At 59.3% G+C, this 16321-nt stretch carries 12 protein-coding genes; 11 read left to right on the forward strand and 1 reads right to left on the reverse strand.

Annotated features, from left to right (window positions below):
* The first annotated feature begins 319 nt into the window (after nt 1-319).
* From aotJ to argR, 5 genes are all read left to right on the forward strand, one after another.
* Nucleotides 320-1096, forward strand: coding sequence for an L-arginine-binding protein AotJ (gene aotJ, locus BLL42_RS20800; protein ID WP_071553766.1), 777 nt, complete (start codon nt 320-322; stop codon nt 1094-1096).
* Nucleotides 1097-1186: 90 nt separating this feature from the next.
* Nucleotides 1187-1876 carry an ABC transporter permease gene (locus tag BLL42_RS20805; protein WP_071553767.1) on the forward strand — a complete coding sequence of 230 codons (690 nt, stop codon included), beginning with the start codon at nt 1187-1189 and terminating at the stop codon, nt 1874-1876.
* Nucleotides 1873-2571, forward strand: coding sequence for an ABC transporter permease (locus BLL42_RS20810; protein ID WP_071553768.1), 699 nt, complete (start codon nt 1873-1875; stop codon nt 2569-2571). Before BLL42_RS20805 ends, BLL42_RS20810 begins: the two co-directional genes overlap by 4 nt.
* Nucleotides 2572-2608: 37 nt before the next feature.
* A complete protein-coding gene (locus tag BLL42_RS20815; RefSeq protein ID WP_071553769.1) occupies nt 2609-3373 on the forward strand; it encodes an ABC transporter ATP-binding protein in 765 nt (254 codons plus the stop codon).
* Between the two features lie 112 nt (nt 3374-3485).
* Entirely contained in the window at nt 3486-4466 is a 981-nt protein-coding gene (argR, locus tag BLL42_RS20820) for a transcriptional regulator ArgR (protein WP_071553770.1), read from the forward strand.
* Between the two features lies 1 nt (nt 4467).
* Here the strand turns inward: argR and BLL42_RS20825 are convergent, their stop codons facing one another.
* Complete coding sequence (locus BLL42_RS20825) at nt 4468-9180, reverse strand: dermonecrotic toxin domain-containing protein (protein WP_071553771.1); 4713 nt, start codon at nt 9178-9180, stop codon at nt 4468-4470.
* Between the two features lie 287 nt (nt 9181-9467).
* Here BLL42_RS20825 and BLL42_RS20830 point away from each other — a divergent pair, with 287 nt between their 5' ends.
* The 6 genes from BLL42_RS20830 (at nt 9468) to BLL42_RS20855 (ending at nt 16321) form a co-directional block, all read left to right on the forward strand.
* Complete coding sequence (locus tag BLL42_RS20830) at nt 9468-10688, forward strand: aspartate aminotransferase family protein (protein ID WP_071553772.1); 1221 nt, start codon at nt 9468-9470, stop codon at nt 10686-10688.
* Nucleotides 10689-10824: 136 nt separating this feature from the next.
* Complete coding sequence (gene aruF / locus BLL42_RS20835; RefSeq protein ID WP_071553773.1) at nt 10825-11844, forward strand: arginine/ornithine succinyltransferase subunit alpha; 1020 nt, start codon at nt 10825-10827, stop codon at nt 11842-11844.
* A gap of 84 nt (nt 11845-11928) precedes the next feature.
* Nucleotides 11929-12954, forward strand: coding sequence for an arginine N-succinyltransferase (gene astA / locus BLL42_RS20840; protein ID WP_071553774.1), 1026 nt, complete (start codon nt 11929-11931; stop codon nt 12952-12954).
* Nucleotides 12951-14417 (forward strand): succinylglutamate-semialdehyde dehydrogenase, encoded by a 1467-nt coding sequence (gene astD, locus BLL42_RS20845; protein WP_167368569.1) that lies wholly within the window; start codon nt 12951-12953, stop codon nt 14415-14417. The genes astA and astD overlap by 4 nt, the downstream gene beginning before the upstream one ends.
* Before the next feature lie 206 nt (nt 14418-14623).
* Nucleotides 14624-15970, forward strand: coding sequence for an N-succinylarginine dihydrolase (gene astB, locus BLL42_RS20850; RefSeq protein WP_071553776.1), 1347 nt, complete (start codon nt 14624-14626; stop codon nt 15968-15970).
* A gap of 63 nt (nt 15971-16033) precedes the next feature.
* Nucleotides 16034-16321, forward strand: a complete 288-nt coding sequence (locus BLL42_RS20855; RefSeq protein ID WP_071553777.1) for a topoisomerase II — start codon at nt 16034-16036, stop codon at nt 16319-16321.

The raw sequence follows: 16321 nt of genomic DNA on the forward strand, positions 1-16321 counted from the left end.
AGGGTTTGCGAATAATGGGCCCGCAATTTGCAATATAGATCGGTTCACTGTCTTTTGCTCCTGCATGAATTTGCGGGGCTGTCAATGTGCTTGGTCGGGTTTCTCGGTGCTTCTGTAATTTGTTGTCGCATTGAAGAAATATCGGCTTCGGGCCTGTCGTTAGAATGCCGATCACTCGCTCGCCGTTGCCTGCGTTGAAATCAGTGCTGAATTCAACACAACAATCCTACGACGCAGCGCCGCTTTCAGTTTCCACCCATTCGCATATTGGGCTGTTGCTCACTCTGCCGTTTTCGCCCTATACCGATGGAGTCCTAAGATGAAGAAACTCGTGCTTCTTGGCGCCCTGGCACTGTCTGTGCTGTCCCTGCCAACGTTCGCCGATGAAAAGCCTCTGAAAATTGGTATCGAGGCGGCTTACCCTCCGTTCGCGTCCAAGGCGCCGGACGGCAGCATCGTTGGCTTCGACTACGACATCGGCAACGCCCTGTGCGAAGAGATGAAGGTCAAATGCGTTTGGGTCGAGCAAGAGTTCGACGGTCTGATCCCGGCACTCAAAGTGCGCAAGATCGACGCGATCCTGTCGTCCATGTCGATCACTGAAGATCGCAAGAAGTCCGTGGACTTCACCAACAAGTACTACAACACCCCGGCACGTCTGGTCATGAAGGCCGGTACACAGGTCAGCGACAACCTGGCCGAACTCAAGGGCAAGAAAATCGGCGTGCAACGCGGTTCGATCCACAACCGTTTCGCCGAAGAAGTCCTGAAACCGCTGGGTGCTGAAATCAAGCCTTACGGCTCGCAGAACGAAATCTACCTGGACGTGGCTGCCGGTCGCCTCGATGGCACCGTGGCAGACGCTACCCTGCTGGATGACGGCTTCCTGAAAACCGACGCTGGCAAAGGCTTCGCCTTCGTTGGCCCAGCGTTCACCGACGAGAAGTACTTCGGTGACGGCATCGGCATCGCGGTCCGTAAAGGCGACAAGGCTGAGCTGGACAAGATCAACGCAGCCATCGCGGCCATTCGTGAGAACGGCAAGTACAAGCAAATCCAGGACAAGTACTTCGCGTTCGATATTTACGGCAAGTAAATAGCTCGCACGTCCGTCCGAAATGGCGCAAGCAGCAGGATCTCTGAGGTTTGCGCCATTTTTTCATCCCAACTTTCGAGGACCTGAATCATGTTGAAAGGCTACGGGGCTGTCATCCTCGATGGCGCATGGCTGACGCTTCAGCTCGCCTTGTCGTCCATGGCCTTGGCCATTGTTCTGGGTCTGATCGGGGTCGCATTGCGCCTGTCGCCGGTACGCTGGCTGGCCTGGCTGGGCGATCTGTATTCCACGGTAATTCGCGGGATTCCCGATCTGGTACTGATCCTGCTGATTTTCTACGGCGGTCAGGACTTGCTCAACCGTGTTGCGCCATTGCTCGGTTATGACGACTACATCGACCTGAACCCGTTGGTCGCCGGTATCGGCACCCTGGGTTTCATCTTCGGTGCGTACCTGTCGGAAACCTTCCGTGGAGCCTTCATGGCGATCCCGAAAGGCCAGGCAGAAGCCGGTGCGGCCTACGGCATGAGCAGTTTTAAGGTGTTTTTCCGGATATTGGTGCCGCAGATGATTCGCCTGGCGATTCCGGGCTTTACCAATAACTGGCTGGTGTTGACCAAGGCGACTGCGCTGATTTCGGTGGTCGGTCTGCAAGACATGATGTTCAAGGCCAAGCAGGCGGCAGATGCCACCCGCGAGCCTTTCACCTTCTTCCTCGCTGTGGCGGCAATGTACCTGGTGATCACCAGTGTCTCGTTGCTGGCATTGCGTCACCTTGAGAAGCGCTACTCGGTAGGCGTAAGGGCGGCTGATCTATGATCTTCGACTACAACGTCATTTGGGAGGCCTTGCCGCTGTACTTCGGCGGCCTGGTGACCACCCTGAAACTGCTCGCACTGTCGTTGCTGTTCGGTTTGCTGGCCGCCTTGCCGTTGGGCTTGATGCGCGTCTCCAAGCAGCCGCTCGTCAACATGAGTGCCTGGCTCTTCACCTATGTGATCCGCGGCACACCGATGCTGGTGCAGCTGTTTTTGATCTACTACGGTCTGGCGCAGTTCGAAGCGGTACGTGAAAGCTTCCTCTGGCCGTGGCTGTCCAGCGCAACGTTCTGTGCGTGCCTGGCCTTCGCGATCAACACCAGCGCCTACACCGCTGAAATCATTGCCGGCAGCCTGCGGGCGACGCCGAACGGTGAAATCGAAGCGGCCAAGGCCATGGGCATGTCGCGCTTCAAAATGTACAAGCGCATCCTGCTGCCGTCGGCCTTGCGCCGGGCACTGCCGCAGTACAGCAACGAAGTGATCATGATGCTGCAGACCACCAGTCTGGCGTCCATCGTGACCCTGATCGACATCACCGGTGCCGCGCGTACCGTGAACGCTCAGTACTACTTGCCGTTCGAGGCCTACATCACCGCAGGCGTGTTCTACCTGTGCATGACGTTCATTCTGGTGCGCCTGTTCAAGATGGCCGAGCACCGCTGGCTGGGCTACCTGGCCCCGCGTAAGCACTGAAAACCACTGACTGACTGTTTTTGTGAGAACCGACAGCATGTACAAACTTGAAGTCCAAGACCTGCATAAACGCTACGGCAGTCACGAAGTGCTCAAGGGCGTGTCCCTGAAAGCGGCAGCCGGCGATGTGATCAGCATCATCGGCTCCAGTGGCTCCGGCAAAAGTACCTTCCTGCGTTGCATCAACCTGCTTGAGCAACCGCACGCCGGCAAGATTCTGCTCAACAACGAAGAGCTGAAACTGGTGGCGAACAAGGACGGCGCGCTGAAAGCCGCCGACCCGAAACAACTGCAACGCATGCGTTCGCGCCTGTCGATGGTGTTCCAGCATTTCAATCTGTGGTCGCACATGACCGCGATGGAAAACATCATGGAAGCGCCGGTTCACGTACTTGGCATGTCCAAGGCCGAAGCCCGTGAAAAGGCCGAACTGTATCTGGCCAAGGTCGGCGTGTCCCATCGCAAGGACGCCTACCCTGGCCATATGTCCGGTGGTGAGCAGCAGCGTGTGGCGATTGCCCGCGCGTTGGCGATGGAACCTGAGGTGATGCTGTTCGACGAACCAACGTCGGCACTCGACCCGGAGCTGGTGGGTGACGTGCTGAAAGTGATGCAGGCGCTGGCCCTGGAAGGTCGGACCATGGTCGTGGTGACGCACGAAATGGGCTTTGCCCGTGAAGTGTCGAACCAGTTGGTGTTCCTGCACAAAGGCGTGGTTGAAGAAAGCGGCAACCCGCGTGAAGTGCTGGTCAATCCACAGTCCGAACGCCTGCAACAATTCCTCTCGGGTAGCCTGAAGTAATCGCTGCCGTTACGCACCAAATTAGGTCATGCTGCGCACCGCGCGCCAGATGGTCTAATTTGGTTGCAGCCGCCTTCGGCTTTAACACTGTTTTCGTTTCGGATTGCCCGCCATGACTGCCCATCGAATTGGTTTCCTGATTTGGCCCAGCACTAAAGCCTTGACGCTGGCGCTGGCCGAGGAGGCCTTGCGTGTTGCTCAGCGGGTGCATCCGGAGGTTGTTTACGAGCTCTCGTTTCTGCAGGCCGAAACGCCTGCCGAAGGGGCCTGGCAATTGCCGGGTGAGCCGTGGACCGGCAAGCTCGAACACTTCCAGAAGCTGTTTCTGCTGGCGGACGAGCCACCGACCGCTTTGGCGCCAGCGCTCAGTAGCGCGCTTAAGCAACTGGTGCGTGCAGGTTGTGTGATTGGCGGTCTGTCGGCGGGTGTTTATCCACTGGCTCAGCTCGGTTTGCTCGATGGCTATCGTGCGGCGGTGCATTGGCGCTGGCAGGACGATTTCGCCGAACGCTTCCCCAAGGTCATCGCCACCAGCCATCTGTTCGATTGGGATCGCGATCGCCTGACCGCGTGCGGCGGGATGTCGGTGCTCGATCTGTTGCTGGCGGTGCTGGCCCGTGATCACGGCGCTGAACTGGCCGGTGCGGTGTCCGAAGAGCTGGTGGTCGAACGCATTCGTGAGGGCGGTGAGCGTCAGCGCATTCCGTTGCAGAATCGCCTTGGCTCCAGCCATCCAAAGCTCACGCAAGCCGTGTTGCTGATGGAAGCCAACATCGAAGAGCCGCTGACCACCGACGAAATCGCCCAGCATGTGTGCGTGTCCCGTCGGCAGTTGGAGCGGATTTTCAAGCAGTACCTCAACCGCGTGCCGAGCCAGTACTACCTGGAACTGCGCCTGAACAAGGCCCGGCAAATGTTGATGCAAACCAGCAAGTCGATCATCCAGATCGGCCTGTCGTGTGGCTTCTCCTCGGGGCCGCATTTTTCCAGCGCCTACCGCAACTTCTTCGGCGCCACGCCGCGGGAAGATCGCAACCAGCGGCGTAGCAGCAGTCCGTTCGAGTTGTCGTCGGTGCCGTCCGAGCGCGGCTGATTTACTCGTCGATCTCGGAACCTTCCGAGGTGGAAATCTCCATTCCACCTCGATGGGTCACCTCTTCCACACCAAAGTCCACACGCGTGCGTTCGTAGTAGCTGATCAGCTGCAATAGACTTTCCTCTGAAAACGGGTTGCCTCTCAAGGAAATGCTCTCTGCAATGTCCACGGGCATTTCCATCAGGTCGCTGGGCGCTTCGGTAATCGCATTGGCGCTCAGGTCTGCCCAGTCCAGGTCGTTCAACTGAAATAGGCCGTGCGGTATTTCGCTGATGCCGGTGTCGTTAAGCCGCAGGGTCACCAGGTCTGGCATCTGCCGCAGGTCAAGTGTCTGTCCCAGAGGGTTGAGGCCCAGGTCGAGGTAGTCGAGCAGCTCCATTCCCGCCAGCGCGTTTACCGACTCCACCGACAGCGTAATTCGGCAGTTGGGAAGTGACAGTGAGTGCAGTTGACCCATCTTGAACACGGCGTCGGGAATGTTGCCGAGATGGCATTGGCGCACGCTGAGACTTTTCAGCTTCGGGAACGACTCCAGGAAACGCCCGATGCGTGTCACGCCGTTGGCGCTTCGCAGCTCTAGCGATGTGACATGGCTGAAGTCGGCGCGCAGGGCCGGCAGCTCTCCGCTTATCGGGAAATTGATGACCAGTTCAAACGTTGGCTCAAGTGAATCATTGAACTCATCCAGTTCTGTTTCACGGCGCCAGCAGCGCTCCAGCGTTTGCACGAACTTGTCGCGGTTGACGTTCTCGACAAACAATTGATGTACATCGAACGGTTCGCCCGTCAGTGGGTGCCGAGGCGGCAGGTCGGCTGTCCATGTGGCGAGGTCACTGCTCAACTGAGTGAGTTCCGCTTCCAGTTTGGCCAGCTCTGTTCTGCCGTCTGCCAATGTGCCGGGCAGCTCGTACACGAAGTCGCCCGCGTGTTCGATCTCCATGCCGGGGTACAGCGCAGTAACCCGCTGAATATCCGCCTCGGGTGCCGAAACACCCAGATCGTAAGAGGTCTCGAAGTAATGCTCTTTAATCAGTTCCCGCGCACCGTCGCTGAGCGGGTTGTTCGAAAGATGTACGCCGCGCTTTTCGCACACCGGGCTCTCGAACAGGCCGGGAGGCAACTCGCTGATGGTGTTGTTCATCAGCAGAAGGGTATTGAGCCCGGTGTGTTGCAGGGCGCCGCCGGGGATTTCAGTCAGCCCGGTTTGGCTCAGGTCCAGATGAGCGAGTGTCGGCATTGATTCGATGCCCGGCACACCTGCGAATGGATTTCGGTAGAGATCCAGCATCGCCAGTTTTTTCATCGAGGAGAGTTTTGACCAGGTAGCGGCGTCGAAATTGATCGCGCAATCGCTGAGAATCAATATGTCCAGATCCCCCATTTGTCCTATGGCATCGGGAAGTGTGTTCAGGGAGAAACGGCGTAATTCCAGTCGGCGAAGCCCGGTGAATGACTGCAGGAAACCGTGGACACCTTGCGCCGAATGATAGCCTTCCAGCTTCAACTCCGAGACGTGGCTGAAGTCGGCCGTCAGTTGCGGAAGGTCTCCGGGGACAGGCTCTGCGAACCACAGCGTATAACCGTCGGTCCCCTCCGGCGCAGTGAAGTCCCGATCGGATTGCCGTCTCCAGCTGCGTTGGATTTCCTGGGCCAGCAACCGACGATTGTGTCGTGCCGCTTGTTGTTCCATGTCACTCAGCGGGAGTCGGGTTTCGGGGTGAGCGGTGGGGGTATCGCTGATCCAGCGATCCAGGTCCCAGTGCAGCCGATCGAGTTCACGGGCCAGGCGTGAAAGCTCCGAGCGAACGCCATTGGGGTGCTGTTGCAGGCGGGAGACGACGATGTTCAGCTCTTCCTGGGTCAGGCTGGGGTAAACCTCGCGAACCCGATCGTCAAGCGTTGGCGTCTCATGATTGATGCGGCTGTAACCCTGCGTGCCACCGGGCAGGCGCATGGTGGTCGGGTCGTAGAAGGTTTTTCGATGAGGGTTTTTTGCGAACAGCGTGCGCAGTTCCGGTTTGCCCGCCGCGCGCTCGGCAATGCGCAGCTTGAGCACTTCGCTGTCTTTGCCAGAAAGGCCTGAATCGTTGCGCTCCGCCTCGGTCAACGTTTGTAGGAGGGCTTGGTAAAAGGTGTCAGGCTGATCGCTCATTTCATGGGCATGAAATGTGCCATTTTCCGCGTACACCAGTGTCCTGAGGGTTGGTGCGTCGGCCGGCCCAATGCTGTCTCGCAATGCACCGGTCGGAGAATACTCCCTGACCTCAATGCGCAGTCGGGCGGGCCAGCCTGGCATCGACTCGAGACTGTGTAGCGCCAGTCGATAATAGTCAGGGCTGTCCATGCCTTCGAGATAAAACCCTTCATAGGCCCTGGCGACACGGACCGCTTCCATGGCCTTGACGGCCACGTCTTTCAGACGCCGAGGCACTTGCCCTCCGTTCAGTTGTATCCATTCGCTGCCGGAGGCGTTGCTCACCAGTTCTTGCGCGATGTCTGTTGGCAGGTTCTGCACAACACCTTGCAGCAGCTGGATGTTGCGATCATCGGTTTTTTCCAGTTCACGGTAGCGGGATTCGAACAGTGATAGACGCTGGTTCAGCGCTTGCTCGCGGTCGGGATGCTCGCCGTTGGTGTCGATCAGTGCCTGGATATCACGGTCGATTTTGAAGCGCTTGATCGTGTCGGTCAGCAGTGAGGGTGGGCGCTGGTTTTCGACATGGATCTCGCGCAGCACGTTGTCGTGGAAGCCGCTGATTCGCAGGATCTGCTCGCGCTCGGCACTGCTGAATGACTCGACGCTGGGACCGAGGCGGCGCAGCACGGTTTCCCGATCCCAGGTCAAGGGTTGTTCGAGTATTGTCTGCCAGGCGCCATGGTGGTTGTGCCGCAGTGGCGGCTGCCAGGCGCCGGCCCGATTTGGGTGCTCAATCTGAAATCCCCCCGTCTCGCTATCCGGTTTGACGGCATAGAGCTTATCTTCAAGGCGCAGCAGCGCTTTGCCTTCATGCTGATACAGGCCGAGGTGATCGGGTGTGGCGGCTTTCGGCAAATCGACCGATTGCTCGTAAGGCGCGAGATCCGGCTTCCAGTAGCGGGTTTTGCCATCGACCGTTTCGACGGGTTTGAGCGGGGAGAACAGAGCCACCGCTTCGCGGGACATCAAACGGCTGAATGCTCCGGCCGCCAAAGCACCGCCCACCGCGAATGTCCCGAGTTGAACCACCGATTCTGCGAGGGTAATCACCTGTACGAGCGCTTCGGTTTGCAGGTCTTCGGCCCAGTCGACAATGCCTTCGAAGACTTCGTCGAGTACCTGGTACGCCATGTAGGCCAGCATCAACTCACCCAGAAACGGAACAAAAGGCAGGGCAACGAAGGATGCGATTTGAAGAATCGTGGTCGCGACTTTGCTGAAGGCGTCCCACTGCGCCCATCGCGCGGCTTGGTCGGCACTCGCGGTGGAGACGGCAAGGGTGCGCGCGTCGTTGAGGATCTTGTTCAATTGCTGCTGATAGAGATGAATCCACAGACCGGTTTTGACCGGGCTCACGGAAAACCGCAAATCGGGTTTGTCGACGGGGGTTTCTCGCCAGCAGGGCATCGGGTCGCCGTGCCTGTGCTCATGCCAGGTTACCGTGCTGAGGCGGCGGCTGAGGTCGGCAAAAAAATGTCCTCTTTCCTGATGATCGACGAACCGGCTGAAGAATGCCTGGTAAGCGGGCGAACGCAGTTTGCGGGTCAGCTCATTCATGAACGTCAGTGAGTCGGGATACTGTTTGAGCGGATGCTCCGGATCGTCGGGGACGTAGACGATGATCGGCGTTGGCTGCTGTAAACGCTCGAGTCTGGGAGCGAAAATCACGATACCGGTCAGCAGTGAAGACATCATCGATAGGTCATGGCAGTGCAAAAGTTGGCCGTCCAGCTGCATGCCCTCGCGGCCTTCCAGGATGCCGTGGATCGAATGGAACGCGTCGGCCGGCAGGTCTTTGCGGATGCGAGCCAGATGCAGGGCCGCTCGAAGGGCAGCTTTGTGTGTGCCGATGACGTTCGATTTCACCACCGCGCCGGCCACAGGACTGTTCAGCCCGAGGTTTTCTTTAAGGTAAGCCTCGTACTTGCCGCCGATATCCAGTTCCCGGCACAGCCGGGTGAAACGTTGAACAGGCAGCTGGCGTTTCAGCGCCGGCAACGTCTCAAACTGTCCGGTGGGTGAGGGCTCGGTGATAAATGTTGAGTCGGACTCGTAGGCATCCGTCCCTGTCTCCGAATCCTGAAAATTGTGCAGGGCTGCATCCAGTAACGATACCGTCCAGGTACGGGCGGCGCCGGATTTTATCGGGAACCAAGGGACGTTCTGAGGAATGTACAGGCGCAAAAAGGTGGTCTTTACATCCAGTTCGAGGCCGAAGCGGGTTTTCAGGGCATCACTCAGGAGTGATTCGGCAAAGCCCCGGGCGTTTTGCAGTTTATCCAGCCTCGCCTCCAGGCGATTGCGCCGGGTCCAGTGTTCCTCGTTGGCCAGTTTCAGCGATTGCTGTTGCTGGCGGGTGGCCGTGGCGTGCCAGTGAGGACGTTGCAGCCGGGCACTTTTCAGGGCGCTGCGCGTCATGGGCGATGCTTTCAATAACCAGTCGGGCAGGTTGTTGAATGCCGGATGGAAATGCGCGTCCGGCTGAGCTGTCAGTTCGAGTTCATGTTGATTCATTGCGCCAGTCCCTTAGCGTTTGGATTGAGCCCAAGGAAAACAGGCGACGAAGCACGGCGTGCGGTTCATATTTACCGCACTCTTCGACAGCCCCGCCTATAAACTGTGCCGCCGGTTTAAACTGCGCCTTTGCGACGCTATTTGTCGCATTGCCGTAAACCCGTTCAAATACGGGGTTTGCGCTATAAGAAGTTGTCGCTTGGCGGCAAGGCCGGGCTGAAAACTGTCCTTACAATCCCCCCATCGCTCGCCAGTTTCAGGCGAGTGTTTCTCATCAGGAGACTCCGATGTCCGTTGAGCACGCTGCGGTACAACGCGCCGATTTCGACCAGGTAATGGTTCCCAACTACGCGCCTGCCGCTTTCATTCCGGTACGTGGCGCCGGTTCCCGCGTTTGGGACCAGTCTGGCCGCGAGCTGATCGACTTCGCCGGCGGGATTGCGGTTAACGTATTGGGCCACGCCCACCCTGCACTGGTCGGTGCCTTGACCGAACAAGCGAACAAGCTGTGGCACGTGTCCAACGTGTTCACCAATGAGCCGGCCCTGCGCCTGGCCCATAAGCTGATCGACGCGACCTTTGCCGAGCGCGTGTTCTTCTGCAACTCTGGCGCGGAAGCCAACGAGGCCGCCTTCAAGCTGGCCCGTCGGGTTGCTCACGATCGTTTCGGTCCAGAGAAATACGAAATCATCGCCGCGCTCAACAGCTTCCACGGCCGCACCCTGTTCACCGTTAACGTGGGTGGCCAGTCGAAGTACTCCGATGGTTTCGGTCCGAAAATCACCGGCATCACTCACGTCAAGTTCAACGATCTGGACGCGCTCAAAGCGGCCATTTCCGACAAGACCTGCGCGGTAGTACTGGAGCCGATCCAGGGTGAGGGCGGCGTATTGCCGGCCGAGCTGTCGTACCTGCAAGGCGCTCGCGAGCTGTGCACCGCACACAACGCGCTGTTGGTATTCGACGAAGTACAAACCGGCATGGGCCGCAGCGGTGAGCTGTTCGCTTACCAGCATTACGGCGTGACGCCGGACATTCTGACCAGCGCCAAGAGCCTGGGCGGTGGTTTCCCGATCGCGGCGATGCTGACCAGCGAAGCCTTGGCCAAACACCTGGTCGTCGGCACCCACGGCACCACTTACGGCGGTAACCCGTTGGCGTGCGCCGTGGCTGAAGCGGTGATCGACGTGGTCAACACACCTGAAGTGCTGAACGGTGTCAAAGCCAAGCACGACCTGTTCAAGACTCGCCTGGAGCAGATTGGCACCAAGTACGGCCTGTTCACTCAGGTACGTGGCCTGGGCCTGCTGTTGGGTTGCGTCTTGAGCGATGCCTGGAAAGGCAAGGCCAAGGACATCTTCAACGCCGCCGAAAAAGAAGGCTTGATGATTCTGCAAGCCGGCCCGGACGTGATTCGTTTCGCGCCAAGCCTGGTGGTGGAAGACGCGGACATCGAGCAGGGTCTGGAGCGCTTCGAGCGCGCCGTGGCCAAACTGACTCAAGCCTGATTCAGGCTGCGGTACCGCTCGGCGCCTATTCTTAGGGTTAGGCGTCGAGACCATTTTTCTGTGCCGGGCCTGCCCGGCATTTTTTTCCCCGAGTCGGCGCCTTTCGTCGACCTGATGTTAAGTAAGGAGTGACACCATGCTGGTGATGCGCCCCGCGCAAATGGCTGATCTGGGCGAGGTACAGCGTCTGGCTGCGGACAGCCCGATTGGTGTCACCTCCTTGCCGGATGATGTCGAACGCCTGAGCGACAAGATCGCAGCAAGCGAAGCGTCGTTCGCTGCCGAAGTCAGTTTCAACGGTGAAGAGAGCTACTTCTTCGTCCTTGAAGACACCGCCACCGGCAAACTGGCGGGCTGTTCGGCCATCGTCGCGTCGGCCGGTTATTCCGAGCCGTTCTACAGCTTCCGTAATGAAACCTTCGTGCACGCTTCCCGCGAGCTGAAGATTCATAACAAGATTCACGTGCTCTCCCAGTGCCACGACCTGACCGGCAACAGCCTGCTGACCAGCTTCTACGTGCTGCCGGAGCTGGTGGGTTCGGCCTGGTCGGAACTCAACTCTCGCGGTCGCTTGCTGTTTGTCGCCAGCCATCCGGAGCGTTTCGCTGATTCGGTGGTGACCGAGATCGTCGGTTACAGCGACGAAAATGGCGACTCGCCGTTCTGGGATGCCATCGGTCGCAACTTCTTCGACCTCAACTACGCCGCTGCCGAACGTCTGTGCGGGCTCAAGAGCCGGACCTTCCTCGCCGAGTTGATGCCGCATTACCCGATCTACGTACCGTTGCTGCCGGACGCCGCTCAAGAAGCGATGGGCCAGGTGCACCCACGGGCGCAGATCACCTTCGACATCCTGATGCGCGAAGGCTTCGAGACCGATCATTACATCGACATTTTCGACGGTGGCCCGACCCTGCACGCACGTGTCTCGGGCATCCGTTCGATTGCCCAGAGTCGTGTAGTGCCGGTGAAAATTGGTGAGCCGGTCAAAGGCGCCGGTCGTCAGTACCTGGTGGCCAATGCCCAGTTGCAGGATTACCGCGCGGTATTGCTCGAGCTGGATTATGCACCGGGCAAACCGGTGACCCTGGATCTTGAAGCCGCCGAGGCCCTGGGCGTCGGTGAAGGTGCCAGCGTGCGCCTGGTGGCGGTCTGACACCTAGAAAAGCATGCCTGCTTTTAATGCCTAGAAAGCACAGAGTTTCACGGGTGGCGCAAGCGGCCCGTTTGAGGAGATAGCATGATCGTTCGTCCCGTACGCAGCAGCGATTTACCCGCTCTGATCGACCTGGCCCGCAGCACCGGCACCGGCCTGACCACCTTGCCGGCCAACGAAGAGCGTCTGTCTCATCGGGTTGGCTGGGCTGAAAAGACCTTTCGCGGCGAAGCGGGGCGCGGCGACGCGGACTACCTGTTTGTGCTCGAAGACGATAATGGTCGGGTGGTGGGTATTTCCGCGATTGCCGGCGCTGTCGGCCTGCGTGAGCCTTGGTACAACTTCCGGGTCGGTCTGACCGTCAGCGCTTCGCAAGAGCTGAACATCTACCGCGAAATCCCGACGCTGTTCCTGGCCAACGACCTGACCGGTAATTCCGAGCTGTGCTCGTTGTTCCTGCACGCCGATTATCGATCCGGCCTCAATGGCCGCATGTTGGCCAAGGCGCGGATGCTGTTCATCGCCGAATTCCCGCAGCTGTTCGGCAACAAGATCATCGCCGAGATGCGCGGTGTGTCCGATGAAGCCGGCCGTTCGCCGTTCTGGGAAAGCCTGGGTCGGCACTTTTTCAAAATGGAATTCAGCCAGGCTGATTACCTGACGGGTGTGGGCAACAAGGCGTTCATCGCCGAGCTGATGCCGAAATTCCCGCTGTACACCTGCTTCCTCTCTGAAGACGCACGCAATGTGATCGGTCAGGTTCACCCTGATACCGAGCCGGCGCTGGCAATGCTCAAGAGCGAAGGTTTCAGCTATCAGGGTTACGTCGACATCTTCGACGCCGGTCCAGCCGTGGAATGCGAAACCAGCAAGATCCGTGCGGTCCGCGACAGTCAGGCGCTGGTGCTGGCCATCGGCACCCCGGGTGACGACGCCACGCCATTTTTGATTCACAACCGCAAGCGCGAAGACTGCCGGATCACGGCTGCTCCCGCACGCTTTGCTGCCGGTACCCTGGTAGTCGATCCGTTGACCGCAAAACGTCTTCAACTCAATGCCGGCGATCAAGTACGTGCCGTGCCGTTGTCTGCTGCTCGGGAGTCGAAATAATGAATTCGCTTTACATTGCCGGTGAATGGCTGGCTGGCGAGGGTGACACCTTCGAATCGCTGAATCCGGTCACCCAGCACGTGTTGTGGTCGGGGCAGGGCGCCAGCGCCGCTCAGGTCGAGAGCGCCGTGCAAGCTGCACGTCAGGCGTTCCCGGCCTGGGCCAAACGTACCCTGGAGGATCGCATTGGCGTGCTGGAAGCCTTTGCCGCCAGCCTGAAAAAGCACGCGGACGAACTGGCCCACTGCATCGGTGAAGAAACCGGTAAGCCACTGTGGGAAGCCGCGACTGAAGTGACCAGCATGGTCAACAAGATCGCCATTTCGGTGCAGAGCTACCGCGAGCGTACCGGCGAGAAGAGCGGTCCACTGGGCGATGCCACCGCCGTGCTGCGCCACAAGCCTCACGGCGTGGTGGCGGTGTTTGGTCCTTACAACTTCCCTGGGCATTTGCCGAACGGGCACATCGTTCCGGCGTTGCTGGCCGGTAACAGCGTGCTGTTCAAGCCCAGCGAGCTGACGCCGAAAGTTGCCGAACTGACGGTCAAGTGCTGGATCGAAGCCGGCCTGCCTTCCGGCGTACTGAACCTGCTGCAAGGCGCGCGTGAAACCGGGATCGCTCTGGCGGCCAATTCAGGGATAGACGGTCTGTTCTTCACCGGCTCCAGCCGTACCGGCAACCACCTGCATGCGCAGTTTTCCGGTCGTCCGGACAAGATCCTCGCGCTGGAGATGGGCGGCAACAACCCGCTGGTGGTCGATCAGGTCGCAGACCTCGACGCCGCGGTGTACACCATTATTCAGTCGGCGTTCATTTCTGCCGGTCAGCGTTGCACCTGCGCCCGTCGCTTGCTGGTACCGCAAGGCGCCTGGGGCGACACGCTGCTGGCGCGTCTGGTGGCGGTCAGCGCGACGATCGAAGTCGGCGCGTTCGATCAGCAGCCCGCACCGTTCATGGGCTCGGTAGTTTCTCTGGCCGCCGCCAAAGCACTGATGGACGCGCAAGAGCACTTGCTGGCCAACGGCGCCGTGTCGCTGCTGGAAATGACCCAGCCACAGGCTAACGCCGCGTTGCTGACCCCGGGCATTCTTGACGTGAGCGCGGTGGCCGATCGTCCTGACGAAGAGCTGTTCGGCCCGTTGCTGCAAGTGATCCGCTACGCTGATTTCGAGGCGGCGATTGCTGAAGCCAACGACACCCAATACGGTCTGGCTGCAGGTTTGCTGTCGGATTCCGAAGCGCGTTATCAGCAGTTCTGGCTGGAAAGCCGCGCCGGTATCGTCAACTGGAACAAGCAACTGACCGGGGCCGCGAGCAGCGCGCCATTCGGCGGTGTCGGTGCCTCGGGCAACCATCGCGCCAGCGCCTATTACGCGGCGGATTACTGCGCGTACCCGGTGGCCTCGCTGGAAACCCCAAGCCTGACCTTGCCGGCCGCCCTGACCCCAGGTGTGCGCATGTAAGCCGCTTTGTGTAGCAGCTGCCGCAGGCTGCGTTCGAGCGCGTAGCGGTCGCAATTCAGGCTATCGAGGTTCTGATCCAGGAACACGGTGTGCCGTTTTACGACCGCTTCGCGGCCGAACGTAGCCTTCGGCAACTGCTACGGGAATGTGGCCTGACTTTTAGCTATTTGATGCCTATAACAACAGATTCTCGTGGAGCCTCGCTGATGAAATCCTATGAAGTCAATTTTGACGGTCTAGTGGGGCCGACCCATAACTACGGCGGTCTGTCCTACGGCAACGTCGCGTCCCAGAGCAACAGCCAGCAATCTTCCAACCCGAAGGAAGCCGCGCTGCAAGGCCTGGCGAAAATGAAAGCGCTGATGGAAATGGGCTTTCAGCAAGGCGTACTTGCACCGCAAGAGCGCCCGGATGTCGGCGCACTGCGTCGCCTGGGTTTCAGCGGCACTGACGCACAAGTGATCGAGCAAGCTGCCAAACAGGCGATGCCATTGCTGGTTGCCAACTGCTCGGCGTCGAGCATGTGGGTGGCCAACGCTGCCACGGTCAGCCCGAGCGCTGACACCGCTGACGGTCGCGTGCACTTCACCGCCGCCAACCTCAACTGCAAATATCACCGCAGCATTGAGCACCCGACCACCAGCCGCGTGCTGGGGGCGATGTTCGCTGACCAGAAACACTTCGCCCACCACGCAGCGTTGCCTGCCGTGGCGCAGTTCGGTGATGAAGGCGCCGCCAACCACACACGTTTCTGCCGTGAATACGGCGAAGCCGGTGTCGAGTTCTTCGTGTTCGGTCGCAGCGCGTTCGATACGCGCTACCCGGAACCGCAGAAGTACCCGGCGCGTCAGACCCTCGAAGCTTCGCAAGCGGTCGCCCGGCTGCACGGCTTGAGCGATGACGGCGTGGTGTACGCCCAGCAGAATCCTGCGGTGATCGACCAGGGCGTGTTCCACAACGACGTGATCGCGGTGGGTAACGGCGAAGCGCTGTTCTATCACGAGGATGCGTTCCTCGACACCGAGCAGATGCTCGCCGAGCTGTCGGCCAAACTTGCCAAGTGTGGCGGTCAGTTCAAGGCGATCTGCGTACCGCGCTCCCAGGTGTCGGTCGAAGACGCCGTGCGTTCCTACCTGTTCAACAGCCAGTTGCTGTCGCGTGCTGACGGTTCGATGTTGCTGATCGTGCCGCAAGAGTGCCAGAACAACCCGCGCGTCTGGCAGTACCTGCAAGAGTTGACCCGCTCTGGCGGCCTGATTCGCGAAGTGAAAGTCTTCGATCTCAAGCAAAGCATGCAGAACGGCGGTGGCCCGGCTTGCCTGCGGTTACGTGTCGCACTGAATGAAACCGAGCTGGCGGCCGTCAACCCAGGGGTTATCATGACCGCGCCGTTGTATGGCACGCTGACCCAATGGGTCGACAAGCACTACCGTGACCGCATGACCGAAAGCGATCTGGCGGACCCACAATTGTTGCTTGAGTGCCGGACGGCACTGGATGAACTGACGCAAATCCTTAAACTGGGCGCGGTTTATCCATTCCAGATCAATTGAAAGCCCGCGTCCTGCTTATGAAGAGCCGGACGCGTTGCTTTATCTCCAGATGAGAACGTAAAAATGAGCGATACCCTGCAGCTGATTCTTGAAGACACCGACGGCACTCAGCTGGAAACCTCCTGCACCCGCGTTGCGGTCATGTGGCAGGGCAAAGAGTTGTGGATCCAGCACGACGGCCGTGGCCAGCTGTTGATCGGCGTTGACGTCGAAGAAGGCGATGCCGAATACGCCAACCTGCTGCTGCGCCCATTGGCGACTAATCTGGTAAGTCTGCAACTGGAAATGGAACCGGCTGAAGTCGGTGACGAAGACCATGTGCACGGCCCGGATTGCAAACACGATCACTAA

Origin of the sequence: Pseudomonas frederiksbergensis, assembly GCF_001874645.1 — a bacterium.
Taxonomy (GTDB): Bacteria; Pseudomonadota; Gammaproteobacteria; order Pseudomonadales; family Pseudomonadaceae; genus Aquipseudomonas; species Aquipseudomonas frederiksbergensis_B.